Genomic DNA, 17,940 nt, shown 5'->3' on the forward strand with positions numbered 1-17,940 from the left:
TGGATGAACATTATGACCAGCTCAAGTTCGGCATGTGAGGATGGCCGCCTTCAGGCGGCTCAAATTCTTGCCCCTTTGAGGGGCTAACAAAATAAAGCCCCCGGCTTTGCCGGGGGATATTTACTATCGTAAAGGGTCAAATAGTCCCTGATGATAAGAAGAGAATTGGTAGCGATACAGCTCGCCGCCTCAGTACCTACGCTCTGAGGTTTAGTGATATTGTGATTTCGCGAAGGGGAGAAATTGGCCGCTGTGCCGTCGTCAGGGAAGAGCAGGATGGTTGGCTCTGTGGAACGGGATGTTTCGTCATTAGGACTTCATCTACAGTAAATCCTGATTTTATTGCTCACTTGTTGCGCTCGTCTTGGTATCGGGGGCAGCTTGAGAAACTGTCGTCAGGCGCAACAATGCTAAATCTTAGCAATAAAGCTATTTCTAATTTAAAGATCTCGCTGCCAGGCATAGAGCAGCAGAGTGAGTTCGTTAGGCAGATAGCGGACCTTGCAGAAGAGTGCTCTAGAGTTGAAGCCATCTACCAACAAAAACTCACCGCCCTCGCCGAGCTCAAGCAGTCCCTGCTGCACAAGGCCCTCTCCGGCGAGCTGACGGCCAGGGAAGCCGAGGCGGTGGTGGAGGAGGCGACGGCATGAGCACCGAGAGCCAGACGCCTATCGTCATCTATCAGGAGGCCGACCAGGCGGTCGAGGTGCGGCTGGTGAAGCCGGAGGTGAGGAACAGGGCAGCGGCCTGGACAAGGTGGTCGCCGAGGTCGAGCTGTACCAGTTGCCACCGCCGTTGTTCCGGGAAGGCGACAACTCCATGCAGGTGGTGCTCTATGGCCCTCGGACCTTTGCCAACATGACGCCAGATGAGCGAATTCGGGCCTGCTATCAGCACGCCGTGCTGAGGTTCCTCAGCGGCGGGGAGCGGATGAAGAATGCGACCCTGTGCGAACGTTTCGGCATCGACCCCAAGAATGCCTCCCAGGCCTCGGCGGTGATCAAGAAAGCACAGGAGGCTGGGTTGATCAAGGTCGCGGACCCAGAGCACCCACGTGCCGGGTATGTGCCCATCTGGGCCTGATTTCTTGATCGGGTTTTGATTCCAGGGGGAGGAGTAGGCATCGTCTCTGAGGCTATGTTCCTAAAAACAATAGGTTAGCCTGTGCTTCTGGGCTTGTGATTTCTTTATCGTGTTTTCATCGGCAGGCCGCTCTTCGAGCAGATGGGTGGCCAAAGGGCCAGCGTCACCGTGCGTCGGCGAGTCAGGGGGGCCGTTGTCGATCGAGCAACTTGTAAGGATTTCTTACACGTTGACCCCGTGGTTGGACATCTCGCCGCCGAATCGAGATAGTGAGTTGAAGGGCACTTAAGGACGCAAGGAACGCACCATAGTGAAGCCGCTCATGAACGAGGCCGATACCCGCGCCGAGCTGATTGACCCCGCCCTCAAGGCCGCCGGCTGGGGCGTGGTCGACGGCAGTCGGGTACGGCGCGAGGTCATCACCCTGGGGCGGCTGCAGGGCGCCGGGCAACGCACCCGCGGCGACATCGCCGACTACGTGCTCTTCTACAAGGGCCAGAAGCTGGCGGTGATCGAGGCCAAGAAACGCGACCTGCCGGTCACCGAGGGTCTGGCCCAGGCCAAGCGCTACGCCGAGCGGCTGCAGGCCCGCTTCGCCTACGCCACCAACGGGGTGGGGATCTACCGGGTCGACATGCACACCGGCGAGGAGGGGCCTGTAGCCGACTACTCCACGCCGGAGGCACTCTGGGCCGAGACTTTCCCCGAGCAGAATTCCTGGCGCGAGCGTTTCGGTGAGGTGCCGTTCCACGACAACGGCGGCCAGTGGCAGGCGCGCTACTACCAGCACAACGCTATCAACCAGGCCCTGGAGGCGATCGCCGCTGGCCGTAGCCGCGTGCTGCTCACCCTGGCCACCGGCACCGGCAAGACGGCCATCGCCTTCCAGCTGGCCTGGAAGCTGTTCCACAGCCGCTGGAACCTGGCGGCCTGGCAGGGCGACGCCGCCACCCGGCGACGCCCGCGCATCCTCTTCCTGGCCGACCGCAACATCCTCGCCGATCAGGCCTACAACAGCTTCTCCGCCTTCCCCGAGGATGCCCTGCTACGCATCGCACCGGACGTGATCCGCAAGCACCGTCGAGTGCCCAAGAACGGCAACCTCTTCTTCACCATCTTCCAGACCTTCATGAGCGGGCGCGACGACGAGGACAACCCGACGCCCAGCTTCGGCGAGTATCCGCCGGACTTCTTCGACCTGATCATCATCGACGAATGCCACCGCGGTGGCGCCAACGATGAGAGCAGCTGGCGGGCCATCCTCGAGTACTTCGCCCCGGCGGTACAGCTCGGCCTCACCGCCACGCCCAAGCGCACCACCAATACCGACACCTACGCCTACTTCGGCGAGCCGGCCTATGTCTACTCGCTGAAGGAGGGCATCAACGACGGCTTCCTGACCCCGTTCAAGGTGCGCCAGATCGCTACCACCCTGGATGACTACGTCTACACGCCCGACGATGAGGTGCTGCAGGGCGAGGTCGAGCAAGGCAGGCGCTACGCAGAGCCTGACTTCAACCGCATCATCAGGATCAAGGAGCGCGAGCAGTACCGGGTGAAGGTATTCATGGAGATGATCGACCCGCGCGAGAAGTCGCTGGTGTTCTGCGCCAACCAGGAACACGCTCTGGCGGTGCGCGACCTGATCAACCAGATCAAGACGAGCCCTGACCCCAACTACTGCGTGCGGGTGACGGCCGACGATGGCGCCGAGGGTGAACGCTTTCTGCGCCGCTTCCAGGACAACGAGAAGAGCATCCCCACCATCCTCACCACCTCGCAGAAGCTCTCCACCGGGGTGGACGCCCGTAACATCCGCAACATCGTGCTGATGCGTCCGGTCAACTCGATGATCGAGTTCAAGCAGATCATTGGCCGCGGTACCCGCCTGTTCGAGGGCAAGGACTACTTCACCATCTACGACTTCGTCCGCGCCTACGAGCACTTCAACGATCCGGAGTGGGACGGTGAGCCGATAGCCCCGGAGCCTTGCAAGCGCTGTGGCAACAGCCCCTGCACCTGCGTGGTGACACCGCCCGAGCCCTGTGAGATCTGCGGCAACAGGCCCTGCACCTGCGAGAAGGCCCCGCCGGAACCCTGCCCGGTATGCGGCGAGGCGCCTTGCCAGTGTGACGGTGGAGGCGAGCGCCTGGTGGTGGAGATCGAACTCGCCCCCGGCAAGTACCGCCAGCTGCAGCACATGAGTGCCACCACCTTCTGGAGCCCCGACGGCAAGCCGATGTCGGCGGCGGAGTTCATCAGGCAGCTCTACGGTGACCTGCCGGACCTCTTCCAGGACGAGGACATGCTGCGAGAGCTGTGGGGCCGGCCGGATACCCGCCAGGGGCTGCTGGAGGCCCTGACCGAGAAGGGCTACGGCGCCGAACAGCTCAGGGATATCGGCCGCCTGGTCGGTGCCGAGAACAGCGACCTCTTCGACGTGCTGGCCTACGTCGCCTTCGCGCTGCCGCCGATCAGCCGCGAAGAGCGTGTGACCGCTCACCGCGAGCGCCTCTTCGCCGACTATGACTATCGCCAGCGGGAGTTCCTCGGCTTCGTGCTCGGCCACTACATCCAGGACGGCGTCGGCGAACTCGCCCAGGACAAGCTGCCGAAGCTGATCCAGCTGAAGTACCAGACGCCGACCGACGCCATCGCCGAGCTTGGCAGCGTCGAGAACATCCGCGAGGTATTCATCGGTTTTCAGGCGAGGCTGTATGAGTCGATTGAGAAGTAGTAAAAATAATCGATAGCTGTCGGGCCCCAGGTGATTGATTACCCGGGGCCCGACAGCTAGGGAAATGAGAGACGTCCCCCTCATTGCACTGGCCGGCAGAGGCTGGGGATAGGCGTCTGTGGCGCCATTCCCGCCATGCTGTGGGCCGCGTGGCAGTGCCTCCCTCCTATAGGGTGGCTATCGCTGGCCGCCGCTGCCGATCGTGAGCCGCAGCGCCTGGAGCCCGTCCAGCTCCATGCGGACCTCGTCCGAGAATACCGGGTGACCGGTGAGGCGGAGTTCCACGCTGGCCTCGGCTCCGCGGTAGATGACCTCGGCCACCACCCTGGCCTCGTTGCTCACCGGGGCCTGCGGGGGGTAGTCGACCCGCGCCACCTGAAGCGCGGTGAAGCCGAGCGCATCCAGCTCCTCCTGGACCAGCTGCTTCACGGCCACGCCGTAGTAGAAGTAGAGCCCGCCATAGGCCAGGCCGGCGAGCAGAGCGAGATAGAAGACGAAGCGGCCCATGGCCTCCTCCCTGGTAGCGTGGGTCGGGTTTCCTGCCGGTGGTGTTTATATCACAGGCGAGGCGGCCAGGCGCCCTCGCGGATCACCGGGTAGCCGTCCACGTCATGGTTGTAGAGATAGAGCCAGGCTGGCCCGAAGGAGGTCGGGTAGACGACGCGATCGAAATCGCCCTGCTTCGGGGACCTGACGCGGTAGTCCTCCAGCCGATCGAGTCGGGCCAGTTGCGGCGCCGTGACCCGGAAGACTTCCACCGCGATGCCCCGGGAGGGTTCCGGCTTGGCGCCGGGGAAGGGCCCGAGGTCATAGAGCGTCGCCGTGGTGAGGGTGTCCGTGCCGAGGAAGTCGGCGCCATGGAGCCAGTGGTGGTTGCGCAACCCACGCTTCAGGGTGCCGTAGACGGCCACCAGCGGCGTTCGGGTGACGGCGAGGGTGGGGGTGTGCATGGCGAGGCCTCCGGGGGCCGCGGCCGCCCTATGGCAGGCGGGCGCGGCCGAGGGTGTTGGCATCGGTGCCGAACGGCACGGGCATTCTCTACGTAGTCTGGCCCATCCGGGGCTCGCCATCCGCCCGAGCGGGGCTACTCGGCTCCGTGAGTGTAGCAATCTTCCCGCGAGGCCCGACGGGGTGCCAAGGGGGGCGCCGTTTGCGATAGCCTGGGATGATCGTGGGACGAGAGGAGGACGAGATGTCGCATGACGGGTGCCTGGGAATCCTGCTTCCCGAGGATGGACCGACCGACTACGAGTGGTATGAACTCGGCCCGGGGCGAGGCGCCGGCGCCGATGATCTGCCCCGGATCGAGGTGGGGCAGGTGCCGAGCGATGGCCACCATGCGCCGGCGGCGCTGACGGCGCTCGGGGCGACGGAGCGGCTGGCGCCGGTGGGCGAGCGGCTCGTGCGTGAGAAGGGAGCCCGGGCCGTGGTGTGGGCCTGTACCAGCGCGAGCTTCATCGGCGGGCTCGACTGGGCCCGGGACCAGGCCGACGAACTGGAGACGGCGCTGGGCGTGCCGGTGACCAGCACGGCGCTCGCCTTCGTCGAGGCGCTGTCGGCGCTCGGAGAGCGTCGCGTGGACCTGCTCAGCCCTTACCCGGAGGACGTGACCCGGCGGCTGGTGCACTTCCTGGGGGAGGGCAAGGTGGAGGTCGGGCATGTCAAGGCGCTCGATTGCCCCTATGCCGCGGATTCGCACCGCCTCGACATCGTCGAGGCGGTGCGGGCGTTCTGCGAGGCGTATCCGGATTCGGCCGCGCCGCTGCTGGTGCCCGACACGGCGGTCAACACCCTGCGGCGGCTGGATACGCTGCACCGCCAGGCCGGCCGCGTGGTGCTGACGGCCAATCAGGTGAGCCTGTGGGCGGGCCTGAAGCGGCTGCCGTGGTCGGGGCTTCCGGAACGGTATGTGAAGGGGCTCGCTTCCCGGTGATGACGGCCTCGAGGCAGGCGGTCGTGGCCACCCGCCCGAACTCGATGCGGACCGTGCCGGGGTTCGTGACAAATTGTCAGCCGACAAGACATTCTCGCCGATCGGTTGTCGTACCTCGGGCAACCCTCAAGGAGACGTTCGATGATCCGACTCGCACTGAGCGCCATGGTGTTCGCCCTGGGGGCCGCCTCGGCACTCGCCCAGCCCGGTACCGACGAGCAGGACCGGGACAGGGCGGGAGCGATGACGCCGGAAGAGCTGCAGCAGGAACCCATTGCCTTCGAGCTCGATGTTCCCTATGCACAGACCGACAACCCGCGCCAGCGCCTCGATCTCTACCTGCCGGAAGCGCCGGCCGCGGAGGCGTTGCCGGTGCTCGTCTTCTTCCACGGCGGCGGCTGGTTCCAGGGCGACAAGGCCGATGGCGCCGCGCGGCTGATACCCTTCGTGCGGGGCGGCGACTATGCCGCGGTGTCGGTGGGCTACCGGTTGTCGGAAGAGGCCATCTGGCCGGCTCAGCTGCACGACGGCAAGGCGGCCATCCGCTGGATCAAGGCGAACGCCGACGAACATGGACTGGATCCCGATCGGATCGCGGTCTGGGGCCGCAGCTCGGGCGCCCATCTCGCCCTGATGCTCGGCCTGACCGGCGACGAGTCCGAGCTGGAGGGCGACCTCGGCCCCTACGAGGAGGTGACCAGCAAGGTCGCCGCGGTGGTGAACTTCTTCGGCGTGACGGACATGCTGGCCCTGGTCGACCAGCCCAGTGATTTCGATCGTTCGGGCCCCGAGGCGCCCGAGGCCCGGCTGCTGGGCAGTGCCCTACCCGAGAGCGAGGAGCAGGCGGTCGGGGCGTCACCGGTCACCCATGTGAGCGCCGATGATCCGCCGGTGCTCACCCTGCACGGCGACGAGGACACCGTGGTGCCCTACGACCAGGCCGTTCGCCTCGACGTCGCCCTGACCGATGCCGAGGTGCCCAGCTACTTCATCACCGTTCCGGGCGCCGGCCATGGCGGTTTTCCGGAGGAAGCCGAGAAGCGCCTGGCGATCTTCCTGTCCCGGGTGCTGCTGGGCGAAGAGGGCGAGATTCCCACCGAACCGCTGGTGACGCAGGCGGCGAACGAGTGAGCGGTGCCGCCACACGTCGGCCCGAGATCGCGGAGGTGATCATCCGATGAAGAACCTGTTCGCATCGATCCCCGACGGCCTCGACGACGAGCTGTTCGAGGAGATCGTGCATGGCGAGAGTGTCCGTGTGGAGCGCATCGTGTCACGTGGGCACAGCTCACCCGCCTCGGGCTGGTATGACCAGCCACAGCACGAATGGGTACTGGTGCTCGAGGGCCAGGCGATCCTGGCGTTCGAGGATGGTGAGGAGGTGACGCTTGGGGCCGGCGACCACCTGGAAATACCGGCTCACCGGAAACACCGGGTCAAGTGGACGACCCCGGAGCGGGCGACCCTGTGGCTGGCCGTCCATTATCCGGCATGAGTGCGTTTCCCGGGCCCGAGCGCGCGTGCCGACTCTCGTGATCGTTGGAGGTGAAACCATGCTGCTCGAAGGATCCTGTCACTGCGGTGCAGTACGCTTCAGCGTCGAGTCGCCGCACCCCTACCCCTACCAGCGCTGCTACTGTTCGATCTGCCGCAAGACCGCGGGGGGCGGTGGCTATGCGATCAACCTCAGCGGCCGTGCCGACACCCTCAGGATCGAGGGCGCCGTGCACAAGAAGGTCTACCACGCCGTGATCGATGGCGAGGAGAGCCCCGGCGAGCGGCACTTCTGTGCGCACTGCGCCAGCGCGCTCTGGGTCTTTGACCCGCGTTGGCCGGAGCTGGTGCATCCCTTCGCCTCGGCGGTCGACACCGAGCTCCCGGTGCCGCCGGAGCGGGTTCACCTGCTGCTGGAGAGCAAGGCCGGCTGGGTGGAGCCCGAGGTGCGTGACAACGACAAGTGCTTCGACGGCTACCCCGAGGAGAGCATCGCCGAGTGGCATGAGCGGCGGGGACTGGTGAAGTAGGGTGGACGCACGGCGGGGCGGTGTTGTCCCCTTCCTGTGCGACAATAGTGCCGTACCGGCGCAAGAGGTGGCGCAGAGTGGCGTCGACGCGAGAGGAGGGCCCACGCATGGTGGATCGGACCTCGGCCGAGGAAGGCATCCCGGTCGGCATCAGCACCTGCCTGATGGGCGAGCCGGTTCGCTACAACGGCGGGCACAAGCGCTCCCGCTACTGCCTGGAGGTGCTGCAGGGGTGCTTTCGCTTCGAACCCTTCTGTCCCGAACTGGCGGCGGGGCTGGGCGTGCCGCGCGAGCCGATTCGCCTGGTGGGTATCCCCGGCGAGACGCCGCGGGTGGTGGGCACCCGGGACCCTGGCATCGATGTCACCGACCGGTTGGCCGAGGTGAGTGCGGAATTCGCTGCGTGTCACCGCCATCTGCGCGGTTTCATCCTGATGAAGGGCTCGCCGAGCTGCGGGCTGGCGCGGGTCAAGGTCTACCACGAGAACGGCATGCCGAGCCATGCCGATGCGGGCGCCTTCGTGCGCGCCCTGCGCCGCCACTTCCCCGAGCTGCCGCTGGAGGAGGAGGCGCGCTTGAACGATGCGGTGCTGCGCGAGAACTTCATCACCCGGGTCTACGCCTTCGACGACTGGAAGCGTCAGGTGGAGGCGGAGCCCGGCTACCACGCCCTGCTGCAGTTCCACAGCCGCCAGAAGTACCTGCTGATGGCCCACCACGTGGAAGCCTACCGCGAACTGGGGCGCTACCTGGCCGAGGCCCATGCGCTGCCGCTCGAGGAGGCGATGGGCCACTATCTCGAGCGCTTCATGGCGGCGCTGTCCCGGCCCGCCACGCGCAAGACGCACACCAATGCGCTGATGCATGTGCTGGGCTACCTCAAGCACGCCCTCGACGGCGAGAGCAAGCGGGACCTGCTGCAGGTGGTGGAGGAGTATCGGCTGGGGCATGTGCCCCTGGCGGTGCCCATTCGCCTGATCAATCATTACGTCAAACGCCACGGTTCGGACTATGTCCGCCGGCAGACCTACCTCGACCCGCACCCCTATGAACTGGGGCTGCGCAACGCCATCTGAGGCCGTTTCTTGCCGATTTCCCACGCCGACCGCCTTGCCCGGCTCACCGTCCTGCTCGCCGAGTGGCAGGGCGCCTGGCGGCCGCTGCCGTTCCAGTATCGCCAGCCGCCCTGGACCGGGCGCCTTCCCGGGCTCGAGCGGGCGCTGCTGGCGCTCTCCGATGAGGCCTGCGAGCGGTTGCAAGCGGCCCCCTTCGACGATTCACCACTCGCGGCCTGGCTGCCGGTGGTCCAGCTTGGCGAGCTGGTGGAACTGCCCGAGCTTCCCGGCGCTGACGCCTGCCTGCCGGAAGCCTGGAGCCAGCACATCGGCGGGCGCAAGTGGCGGCAGATCCAGGCCTTCGTATCCCGCATGACGGTGGCCCCGGGCCAGGCCCTGGTGGAGTGGTGTGCCGGCAAGGGCCACCTGGCACGGACCCTGGCGCGTCGGCACGGGGCCGAGGTCACGGCGCTGGAGTGGCAGCCGGCGCTGTGCGACGACGGCCGGGCGCTGGCCGACCGCCAGGGCGCGGCGGTGCGCCTCCAGGCGCAGGACGTGCTGGCACCGGCGGTCGAGCGGTGGTTGACTGCCGATACCCATGTTGCCGCGCTGCACGCCTGCGGCGATCTGCATGTCCGCTTGCTGGAAGTGGCGGCAAAGCACGACAGCACGGTGTCCCTGGTGCCGTGCTGCTACCAGCGCACCCAGGCCGAGCGTTATCGGCCGCTGTCGTGTCGTGGCCGCGAGCTGGCCGACCGGCACGGCCTCGCGCTCTCCCGGGACGACCTGGCCATGGCGGTGCAGGAGACCGTCACCGCGCCGCGCCACGCGCGGCGCAATCGCGAGCGGGCCAATGCCTGGCGGCTGGGGTTCGATCTGCTGCAGCGGGAGCTGCGCGGCGTCGACGACTACCTGCCGCTGCCCAGCCTGGCCCATGGCCGCCTGCCCGAGAGCTTCGCCGGCTTCTGCCGCTGGGCGGCGGAGCGGAAGGGGCTGAGACTGCCGGCCTGCGTCGACTGGTCGGCATTCGAACGGGCGGGAAGGCGGCGCCAGAACGATGTGACCCGACTGGAGCTCGTCCGTCATCTGTTCCGCCGCCCGCTGGAAGTCTGGCTGGTGCTGGATCGCCTGTTGCTGCTCGAGGAGGCCGGCTTCACGGTGGAGCTCGGTACCTTCTGCGACCGCGCGCTGACCCCGCGCAACCTGCTGCTGCGCGCCCGGCGAGCCTGACCCCAGCACGCTTCAGAAGCGCGATGCCGGCAGCCAGACATCCGCTCGGGCCCAGGCCTGCTCGAACCGCTCCGCGACGCTGGCGGCCGCTTCCTCCTCGCCCTGGGCGGCCAGGCTCTGCGCCAGGCCCTTCAGTGACCAGCCGTTGTCCGGGTGGATCTCCAGGGCTTCGCGATAGACCGCCTCGGCCACCTCGGGCCGGTTCGCCTCGAGCAGTATCGCGCCGAGCACATGACGGGCCGGGATCGGCCAGGGCTCGGGCTCCCGATAGGGCAGGCCGTCTTCCAGGACGATCGCCTCGTGCAGTGACGCCACGGCGTCCCCCTGCCGTCCGTCGGCGGCGGCGATCTCGCCGCCGAGGATGTGCTCGGCGATGCCGAGCAGGGCGCGTCGGTAGGCGGCGTCTTGAGGTGTCTCGTCGCGGACGCGGCGGATCGCCTCCAGCGCTTCCCCGGCCCCGCGCGGGTCGCCCGTGCGCAGGGCGGCAAGCCCGCGGGCGAACTGCCCCATGGCGGAGGGGAAGTCCTCTTCCGACACGGGAGATCGCTCGAGCAGCTCCTCCCAGCGGCCGAAGCGGGCGAGCTGCAGCTCGTAGTGGAACGCCATGGCGGGAGAGTCGCGGGCCAGGTCCCGGGCCGCCGACAGGGCCACGCCGCTCTGCCCGTCCAGCCCGGCGGCATGGACCAGCATCGCCGTGTTGTGGGTGGCATAGACGCTGACCGCCTCGCCGTACCGTGCGGCCTGGTCCATCAGCCGCGCCCGCTGGTTGGCGTGCACGGCGTCGCCGTAGCGGCCGATGTTCACATGGATGTGCGAGGGCATGTGCTGGATATGGCTCACGCCGGGAATGGCATCGGCCAGCCGGTCCGCGCAGCCCTCGGCGCGCCCTGGGTCCCAGGCCTCCACGGTGTGGATGTACAGGTGGCAGGCGCCGGGGTGGCCCGGGTCCCCGGCCAGCACCGCTTCCAGCGCCGTGGTCGCGTCTCGGGCCTCCTCATGGGGCCGGCCGTCGGCGTCGACCAGGTCCCAGGGGCGCAGCATCAGCAGCGATTCGGCATACAGGGTGCGCACCTCGGGGTCGTCCCCAAGCACGGCCACCGCCTCGGCCATGGCCGCGGCATAGCGTTCGGTCGCCGCCGCCCCGTCGCCGGAATCCGGGTAGCGCACGGCCATGGCCTCGATCAGCGCCCGCTCCCATGGCATGGCGCCCTCGGCCCGCTCCCGGGCCAGCCGTGCGGCGCGGGCGGCATCGTCGGGATCGCCGACGCCGCCGGGGGCGTTCAGGTAGGGCCCCAGTGCCCAGGCCTCGCCCCAGTAGCACAGGGCGCACCCCGGATCATGCGCCTGGGCGGCCCGGAACGACCTCGCGGCCTCGCGGCGGGCGAAGCCATAAGCCAGCCGCAGCCCCTGGTCGACATATGCCTGGGCCGACTCCGACTCGGTGCTCACCGTGCGCCCATAGTCTCCCAGGTTGGTGTAGCGGGGAGCGGCGTCGCCTGCCTGGGCAGGCGCGAACGCACAGCCGGTCGTCACGCTCAGGGCGAGGCCGGCAACGGCTCCGGTGGTCGGGCGTGTCTTCGAGAAAGCGGTCAGCAATCGCGTGGGCATGGTGGGTTCTCCCGAATCGTTGGCGCCGCTCGCTGCCCCGCCGGCTATTCCTTCTCGCGTGTTGCCAGCCAGTCGTCGAAGTAGTCGTTGATGCGCCCCAGGGTGCGGGCGTACCACTCCTCGTCCTTGGCCAGGGCCCGTTCGGCGTTGAGCGGATGGGTGGGAATGTGCAGGCGCATGTCCACGCCGCTGTCGGGGTGGGTGGTGACCCGGACGGCGGCCGAGCGGCGAGCCGGGCCGTAGGGGATGTGCCGCGCCAGCTCGGCGAGGCGCTCGGTGGTGGTGGCGAAACGGAGGAAGTCCCGGGCGGCCTCGGGGTGGGGGCTGCCGCGGGGAATCACCCAGGTCTCGTGTTCCTGGACCTGGGCGTCCCAGAGGATCTCGATCGGCGCCCCCTGGTTGACCATGGCATCGAAGAAGCGGCCGTTGTAGCCCGACGCCATGACCACCTTGCCTTCGGCGAGCAGCCGCGGCGGGGTGTCGCCGGCCTCCCACCAGTGAATCTCGTCGAGGTCGCCGAGCCGCTCCAGCGCCAGGCGCAGGCCGCGCGGGGTGCTGAGCAGGCCGTAGAGCTCCTCCCGGGGCACGCGGTAGGAGAGCAGGGCCCATTCCAGGTTGACGGAGGGCGTGCGCTGCAGGGCGCGCGGCCCGGGAAAGCGCTGCTGGTCGAAGAGATCGGCGATGGTGGTGGGGCGCTGACCGGGGAAGGCGTCGCGCCGGTAGGCGACCACGGTGGCGAAGATGGTGTGGGTGATGGCACAACGGCCGAAGGCGTCGGGCAGGAAGTCCCGCGCGGGTGAGGTGCCGTCCGGTGCCGGGGCCAGCAGCGAGGGCGAGAGCGGTCGCAGCAGGCCCTCCTCGCAGGCGGCCATGGCCTCGCTGCGGGTCATGTCGATGAGGTCCCAGGGCACCTCGCCGTCCGCGGCGGCGCGGCGCAGCCCCTCGAGCCCGCCGTCGTACTGCGCCACCTCGACCCGTCGGCCGGTGCTGGCGGTGTAGGGGTCGAAGAGGGCGGCCCGTTGGGCGCGCTCGTAGGCACCGCCCCAGCTCAGCACGGTCAGGGGGGAATCGTCGGCGGCGCCGGCCGGTGCCGCCAGCAGCACCAACCCCAGCACGCCGGCCAGCCACCGGTGTCGTTCAGCCCGTGCCATGTTCCTCCCGTCGCATCTCGTCGCTGTGGCGTAGATAGGCGCGGGCGATGCTCGCCTCGTAGACTACCCCCAGGAAGGCATCCTCCGCGGCCTCGTCGACCACCGGCAGGGCCTCGCCGGTGACATCCTGCAAGCGCGCCATGGCGTCCCATAGCGAGGTATCCGGGCGTAGCCGTGGCCGCTCGGCGGTGGCGACCTCGCCCACCGCGCGGGAGCCGCCCCGCGCCTCGCGGGCGGCCTCCAGGTCGGCGAGGGTGACGCAGCCCCGATAGCGACCCCGGGCGTCGACCAGGTAGGCCTCGCCGTGCCGGGCCCGGCCGAGCCGGCTCACCGCCTCGGCCACCGGGGTCTCCGGCAGCAGGGTCACGCAGTCCCGGGTCAGGTGCTCGGCTACCGGGGTGCCGCGCAGGACGGCGCGTCCGCGACCGGCCGAGAGGTCCAGGCCGCGCATCTCGAGCTGGATGTCGAACAGCGACCGTCCGAAGAGCTGGGCGGCGATGGGGCTGGCCAGGGTCACGCTGGCCAGGGCGGCGGTGGTCAAGGCATAGCTGCCGGTCAGTTCGAAGACGATCAGCAGCGTCGTCAGCGGCGCGCCGATCACCGGCGCCGTCACCGCCACCATGCCGCAGACGGCATAGAACACGAAGGTCTCCTGGGGGGCGCCGCTCAACTGGCCGACCAGGCTGCCGCACAGGGCCCCGAACAGGGTGCCGATCACCAGGGCGGGGCTGAACACGCCACCGCTGAAGCCCATGCCCAGGCAGAGCGCCGTGGCGGCGATCTTGAGCCCCAGCACCAGCAGCAGCTCGGCCCCGCCGAAGGCGCCGGCGATAGTGGCGAAGCGCAGGGTTTCCTGGCCCATGCCGAGGATGTCGGGGATCCAGAGGGCGGTGAGCCCCAGCAGGGCACCGGCCACCATCGGGCGCAGCGGCGGGGCGAGCGGCAGGTTGCCGGCCAGGCGTGCGACACCGAGGATGGCGCGCATGTAGGCGCCGGCGACCAGGGCACCGAGGCCGCCGATGACGAGGAAGACGGCGAACTCCCAGGGCCTGGGCACGGCGGTGTCGGCGACATGGAACAGGGCGCCGCGCTCCAGTACGTTGGTGGCGATCACGTAGCCGACGATGGCGGCCGCGGCCACCGGGGCGAAGGCGCGCAGGGCGTAGTGGCGCAGCACCACCTCGTGGGCGAAGACGATGCCCGCCAGGGGGGCATTGAAGGCGGTGGCGATGGCCGCGGCGACCCCGCAGGCGATGGTGATGTTGTCGTCGGAACGTCCCAGGCGCAACAGCCGCGCTCCCAGCGAGCCCAGGGTGGCGCCCAGGTGCACCAGGGGACCGTACTGGCCCACCGAGGCCCCCGACCCCAGCGAGATCATCGCGCTCAGGGCCGACAGGCCGCCGGCCCTGGCCGGTAGCCGGCCGCGGCGGGTCTGCACCGCCGCAATCACGTCGGCCGGCGCATGAGGCCGCCGTTCCGGGATGGCGAGGTGCAACAGGCCGACGATCAGGCCGCCCAGGGTCGGCACGGCGATGGTGAGCGCGATCAACGCCCCGGCGTGGTCGAACATCATGCGGCTGCGCGGCGAGATCAGCAGGCTATCGTTGAGCCACAGCACCGCGGTGACGAAGCCCACGGCGAAGAGGGCGGCGATGGCGCCGATGACGGCCCCCAGGAAGACCAGGCCCAGGAAGCGGACGACCGCCAGGGGGCCGCGGCCGGGGCCGATGCGTGCCGGAATCGTGTCCATCTTCAAGGTGTAGGTGCGAAGGGGGGGCAGGGCAAGCGCGGACACGATGGGGGCATGGGCCTCTTCCGGTCGTTCCGGCGCCGGCGGCGTATCGGCTCATGGGGTCTGACTGGTACTCTCTGGATCCATGACGCACACCAATCTTCCCCTCGATCCCGAACGCCTGCCCCGGCTGGAAGCGACACCGCTGACGCCCGTGTCGCCGCGGCTGGCCCCCTGCCAGGCCCTGCAGCAGCTCTGGCGCTGGCTGCTGCTGGCGGTGGTGGCGAGCCTGGTCCCCCTGGCGGAAACGCCGCTGGCCGACTGGCAGGGGAGGCTGGCCGTCGGCGTCGCCGGCCTGGGGCTGGCGATGGTCGTGCTGGCCTGGGTCGAGGCGCGGCGGCGCGCCTACGGGCTGCGCGAGCACGACCTCTGCTACCGGCGCGGGCTCTGGGTCAGGCGCACCCAGGTGCTGCCGCTGGTGCGCCTGCAGCACGTGGAGACGCTGAGCAACCCTATCGAGCGGGCCTTCGGCCTGGTGCGCCTGGCCTGTTTCACCGCCGGGGGGCGTGGCGCCGACCTGATGCTCGAGGGCTTGCCCGCCGAGCGGGCCGAGGCGGTCAAGCAGCATCTGCTGGCGCGTCTGGAAGGAGAGCCGGCCACGGCACGGCCCGTGCCGCCGGAGGAGGAACGCCCATGACCCGCGCTCCGGGGGATGATGGCCTGGCCGACTGGCAGCGTCTCTCGCCCTGGGCCATCGGGCTGACGCTGGCGACCACCACGGTCACGCTGATCCGCCAGCACCTGCCGCTGCTGCTGGCGGCCGGGGCGGGCCTGGCCGTCAGCGAGCGTGTCGGGTTGCGCGAGGCGCTGCTGGGCGGTGGCCTGCTGGCCCTGGGGGGGCTGCTGTTGAGCCTGCTCTACTACCGGCGCTTCCGTTTCCGCTTCGACGCCGACGTCCTGGTGATCCAGAAGGGGCTGTTCGTCCATCGGGAGTTCAAGGTCGCGGCGCGCCATGTGCAGCAGACCAGCGTGCAGCAGCCGCCCTGGATGCGGCCCTTGGGCGTGGTGCAGTGGGAGGTCGAGACCCTGGCCGGCGAGGCCGCCTCCATCGCCTTGCCCGGCATCCGCCGCGAGCTGGCCGAGGCGCTCGAGGCGCGTCTGGGCGGGGCCGCTTGCCGCGAAGGCTCGATTGACGGCCGGTCGGCGTCGCCCGAGGCGACCTCGCCGGTGGTGCGTTTCACCATCACCCCCGGGGCGCTGGTGTTGCACGGGCTGACCAGCCGGTCGCTGGTGGTGATCGCCGCGCTGCTCTCGCCCCTGGTGCGGCCGCTGGAGCGCTGGCTGCATGACCGCTTGCCGCAGCTCGACCTGTGGGCCTGGCTGCCGTCGTCCCCGCTGCTGGCGGTGGCGGTGGGTGTCGCCGGCGCGGTAGTGGCGTTGATGCTGCTCGCGGTGCTGGCGGCCTGGTGGCGCTTCCATGGCTATGTGCTGCGTGACGATGGCGAGCGGCAGGTGCAGGTGAGCGGCTTGCTCCACCGCCGCTCGCAGACCCTGACCCTGCACCGGCTGCAGGTGGTGGAGTGGGTGCAGACCGGGCTCGGCCGTGCCCTGGGACGGGGCTACCTGGTCTGTCACCAGTTCGGTGCGGTGGAGGGCGGTGAGGTCGCCGAGGCCAGGCGTTTCCTGGTGCCCGGCCTGATCGCGACCCGGGCCGATGCCCTGGTGCTCCCGTTGTGGCCCGGGCGGGCCGCCCCGCCCTCGATGACGGCACCGCTGCAGCGGGTGAGCGTGCTCTACCGCCGGGTCCTGCTCCTGCGCCTGCTGCTGGCCCTGAGCGTGGGGCTGGGGCTGCTCGGCTGGACGGCGGGCGATGCGCTCGCCCGGTGGCCGGCCTGGGGGCTGGGACTGACGCTGATGGGGCTGGTCGTGCTGGCGGCGGGCGCCGCGCATCTGCGCTGGCGCTCGCTCGGCTGGGCGCGTCGGGGCGACTGGCTGAGGGTGCGTCATGGTCTCTGGGGGCGGCGTACCAGCCTCTTCCCCGCCGAGCACCTGGTCGCGCTGCAGGTGCAGCAGAGCTGGCTGCAGCGCCGCCGCGGGGTGGTGACCCTGCAGCTCTACCTGGCCAACGGTCGCCTGAGTCTGCCCTTCGTCGAGGAAGGGGCGGCCCTGTCGCTGGCCAACCGACTGCTGGCGAGCGTCGAGGGGCTACCGGACGAAGGGGTGGCCACGGCGTGATGGCGGCGGCCGGCTTCAGGGTTCCCGCTCTCCGCGGGTCGCCCTGAGCAATATCCAGTCCATGCCCCGCGTGGGCAGCAGCCGCTTCAGGGCCGCGAACAGGTGGGTCGGCACGGTCACGCGGTAGCGCGCCCTGGGGCGCTGACTCTCCAGGGCATGCAGCAGCTTGCCTACCACGGCATCGGCCCCGAGGGTGAAGGGTGCCGCGGGACCCTCGCCGGCCAGGCGTGCCTCCACGGCGCGATAGGTCGCGGCATGGTAGCTGCCGGCGGTGTCGATGTTGTCGCGGAAGGCGCGGTAGGCGTTCTCCCGGAAGCGGCTGGTGATGGGGCCCGGCTCGATCAGGCTGACGTGGATGCCGGTACCGACCAGCTCCTGGCGCAGGGCATCGGTCAGGCCCTCGAGGGCGTACTTGGAACAGACGTAGGCGCCGCGGTAGGGCAGGGCGGCAAAGCCCAGCACCGAGCTGTTCTGCACGATGCGCCCGCCGCCCTGTTCGCGCATCGCCGGGATGACGCGGGTGGTGAGCTCATGGGTGCCGAGCAGGTTGGTTTCCAACTGGGCGCGCAGCACCTTGCGCGAGAGGTCCTCCACGGCGCCCGGCTGGCCGTAGGCGCCGTTGTTGAACAGCGCATCGAGGCGTCCTCCGGTGCGGCCCAACACCTCCTCGACACAGGCGCCGATCGACTCGCTGCTGGCCAGGTCCAGCGGCAGGGCTTCCAGCCCCTCGTCGCCGAGCCGTGCCACGTCGTCCCGCTGGCGGGCGGTGGCGAAGACCCGCCAGCCGCGCCGCACCAAGGCATGGGCGGCCGCATGGCCGATCCCGCTGGAACAGCCGGTGATGAGCACGCTTGGCGTTGCCGAGCCGCTGTGGTCTTCCATGTGTCCGCTCCTTCCTCGCTTCTGGTTCGGCAGCACTCTGGCGCGTGTCTCGGCATTGGGCAACCCCGGAGGCGTGACGAGGACACCGGCGAGCTGACGGTGACGCCGTCCGGCCAGTGAAATGCGGCGATTGCGTATAGACTGAGAATTGGCCGCACCTCTCAGTATCCCTCGGCAGCGAGCTGGCCCCGTCGTCGATGCCGAGGAGTCTCCGGGTCTACCGGCGAAAGGGAGGGCGGTGCCGCAGGGGCCGCAGGGAGCCAGTTTCCT

17 protein-coding genes are annotated in these 17,940 nt (G+C 69.2%); 11 read left to right on the forward strand and 6 right to left on the reverse strand.

Going from position 1 to position 17,940, the window contains the following annotated elements; translation table 11 throughout:
* Nucleotides 1-164: 164 nt before the first annotated feature.
* The 3 genes from AC5W54_RS09365 (at nt 165) to hsdR (ending at nt 3,820) form a co-directional block, all read left to right on the forward strand.
* The gene (locus AC5W54_RS09365; protein ID WP_495961999.1) at nt 165-650 is read left to right on the forward strand and encodes a restriction endonuclease subunit S; all 486 of its coding nucleotides are present in this window, start codon (nt 165-167) and stop codon (nt 648-650) included.
* 106 nt (nt 651-756) lie between these two features.
* Nucleotides 757-1,083 (forward strand): MarR family transcriptional regulator, encoded by a 327-nt coding sequence (locus tag AC5W54_RS09370; RefSeq protein WP_495961813.1) that lies wholly within the window; start codon nt 757-759, stop codon nt 1,081-1,083.
* A gap of 322 nt (nt 1,084-1,405) precedes the next feature.
* On the forward strand, nt 1,406-3,820 hold the full coding sequence (hsdR, locus tag AC5W54_RS09375) for an EcoAI/FtnUII family type I restriction enzme subunit R (RefSeq protein ID WP_495962000.1): 2,415 nt from the start codon (nt 1,406-1,408) through the stop codon (nt 3,818-3,820).
* A 177-nt stretch (nt 3,821-3,997) separates the two neighbouring features.
* Here hsdR and AC5W54_RS09380 read toward each other — a convergent pair whose 3' ends face one another.
* Entirely contained in the window at nt 3,998-4,327 is a 330-nt protein-coding gene (locus AC5W54_RS09380; protein ID WP_495961814.1) for a hypothetical protein, read from the reverse strand.
* 50 nt (nt 4,328-4,377) lie between these two features.
* Complete coding sequence (locus AC5W54_RS09385) at nt 4,378-4,770, reverse strand: gamma-glutamylcyclotransferase family protein (protein WP_495961815.1); 393 nt, start codon at nt 4,768-4,770, stop codon at nt 4,378-4,380.
* A gap of 242 nt (nt 4,771-5,012) precedes the next feature.
* On the opposite strand from AC5W54_RS09385, the gene AC5W54_RS09390 reads away from it, so the two are divergent.
* The 6 genes from AC5W54_RS09390 (at nt 5,013) to AC5W54_RS09415 (ending at nt 10,062) form a co-directional block, all read left to right on the forward strand.
* Entirely contained in the window at nt 5,013-5,753 is a 741-nt protein-coding gene (locus AC5W54_RS09390; RefSeq protein ID WP_495961816.1) for an aspartate racemase/maleate isomerase family protein, read from the forward strand.
* A 141-nt stretch (nt 5,754-5,894) separates the two neighbouring features.
* Nucleotides 5,895-6,884, forward strand: a complete 990-nt coding sequence (locus AC5W54_RS09395; protein WP_495961817.1) for an alpha/beta hydrolase fold domain-containing protein — start codon at nt 5,895-5,897, stop codon at nt 6,882-6,884.
* Between the two features lie 46 nt (nt 6,885-6,930).
* Nucleotides 6,931-7,248 carry a cupin domain-containing protein gene (locus tag AC5W54_RS09400; RefSeq protein WP_495961818.1) on the forward strand — a complete coding sequence of 106 codons (318 nt, stop codon included), beginning with the start codon at nt 6,931-6,933 and terminating at the stop codon, nt 7,246-7,248.
* 58 nt (nt 7,249-7,306) lie between these two features.
* On the forward strand, nt 7,307-7,777 hold the full coding sequence (locus tag AC5W54_RS09405; RefSeq protein ID WP_495961819.1) for a GFA family protein: 471 nt from the start codon (nt 7,307-7,309) through the stop codon (nt 7,775-7,777).
* Nucleotides 7,778-7,884: 107 nt separating this feature from the next.
* Nucleotides 7,885-8,853: a YbgA family protein gene (locus AC5W54_RS09410; protein ID WP_495961820.1), complete on the forward strand. Its 969-nt coding sequence runs from the start codon at nt 7,885-7,887 to the stop codon at nt 8,851-8,853.
* Between the two features lie 9 nt (nt 8,854-8,862).
* The gene (locus AC5W54_RS09415; RefSeq protein ID WP_495961821.1) at nt 8,863-10,062 is read left to right on the forward strand and encodes a methyltransferase; all 1,200 of its coding nucleotides are present in this window, start codon (nt 8,863-8,865) and stop codon (nt 10,060-10,062) included.
* A gap of 12 nt (nt 10,063-10,074) precedes the next feature.
* On the opposite strand, the gene AC5W54_RS09420 is transcribed toward AC5W54_RS09415, so the two are convergent.
* From AC5W54_RS09420 to AC5W54_RS09430, 3 genes are read right to left on the reverse strand one after another with little or no spacing between them, the layout of a single operon-like run.
* Complete coding sequence (locus AC5W54_RS09420; RefSeq protein WP_495961822.1) at nt 10,075-11,670, reverse strand: tetratricopeptide repeat protein; 1,596 nt, start codon at nt 11,668-11,670, stop codon at nt 10,075-10,077.
* A gap of 44 nt (nt 11,671-11,714) precedes the next feature.
* Entirely contained in the window at nt 11,715-12,821 is a 1,107-nt protein-coding gene (locus tag AC5W54_RS09425) for an extracellular solute-binding protein (RefSeq protein ID WP_495961823.1), read from the reverse strand.
* Nucleotides 12,808-14,616, reverse strand: coding sequence for a chloride channel protein (locus AC5W54_RS09430; protein WP_495961824.1), 1,809 nt, complete (start codon nt 14,614-14,616; stop codon nt 12,808-12,810). Before AC5W54_RS09430 ends, AC5W54_RS09425 begins: the two co-directional genes overlap by 14 nt.
* A gap of 82 nt (nt 14,617-14,698) precedes the next feature.
* On the opposite strand from AC5W54_RS09430, the gene AC5W54_RS09435 reads away from it, so the two are divergent.
* Both AC5W54_RS09435 and AC5W54_RS09440 read left to right on the forward strand, forming a co-directional pair.
* Complete coding sequence (locus AC5W54_RS09435; protein WP_495961825.1) at nt 14,699-15,250, forward strand: PH domain-containing protein; 552 nt, start codon at nt 14,699-14,701, stop codon at nt 15,248-15,250.
* Nucleotides 15,247-16,788 carry a PH domain-containing protein gene (locus AC5W54_RS09440; protein ID WP_495961826.1) on the forward strand — a complete coding sequence of 514 codons (1,542 nt, stop codon included), beginning with the start codon at nt 15,247-15,249 and terminating at the stop codon, nt 16,786-16,788. Before AC5W54_RS09435 ends, AC5W54_RS09440 begins: the two co-directional genes overlap by 4 nt.
* Before the next feature lie 15 nt (nt 16,789-16,803).
* On the opposite strand, the gene AC5W54_RS09445 is transcribed toward AC5W54_RS09440, so the two are convergent.
* Entirely contained in the window at nt 16,804-17,670 is an 867-nt protein-coding gene (locus AC5W54_RS09445) for an SDR family oxidoreductase (protein WP_495961827.1), read from the reverse strand.
* Nucleotides 17,671-17,940: the final 270 nt, after the last annotated feature.

It is taken from the genome of Halomonas sp. LMYGS-3 (assembly GCF_059509875.1).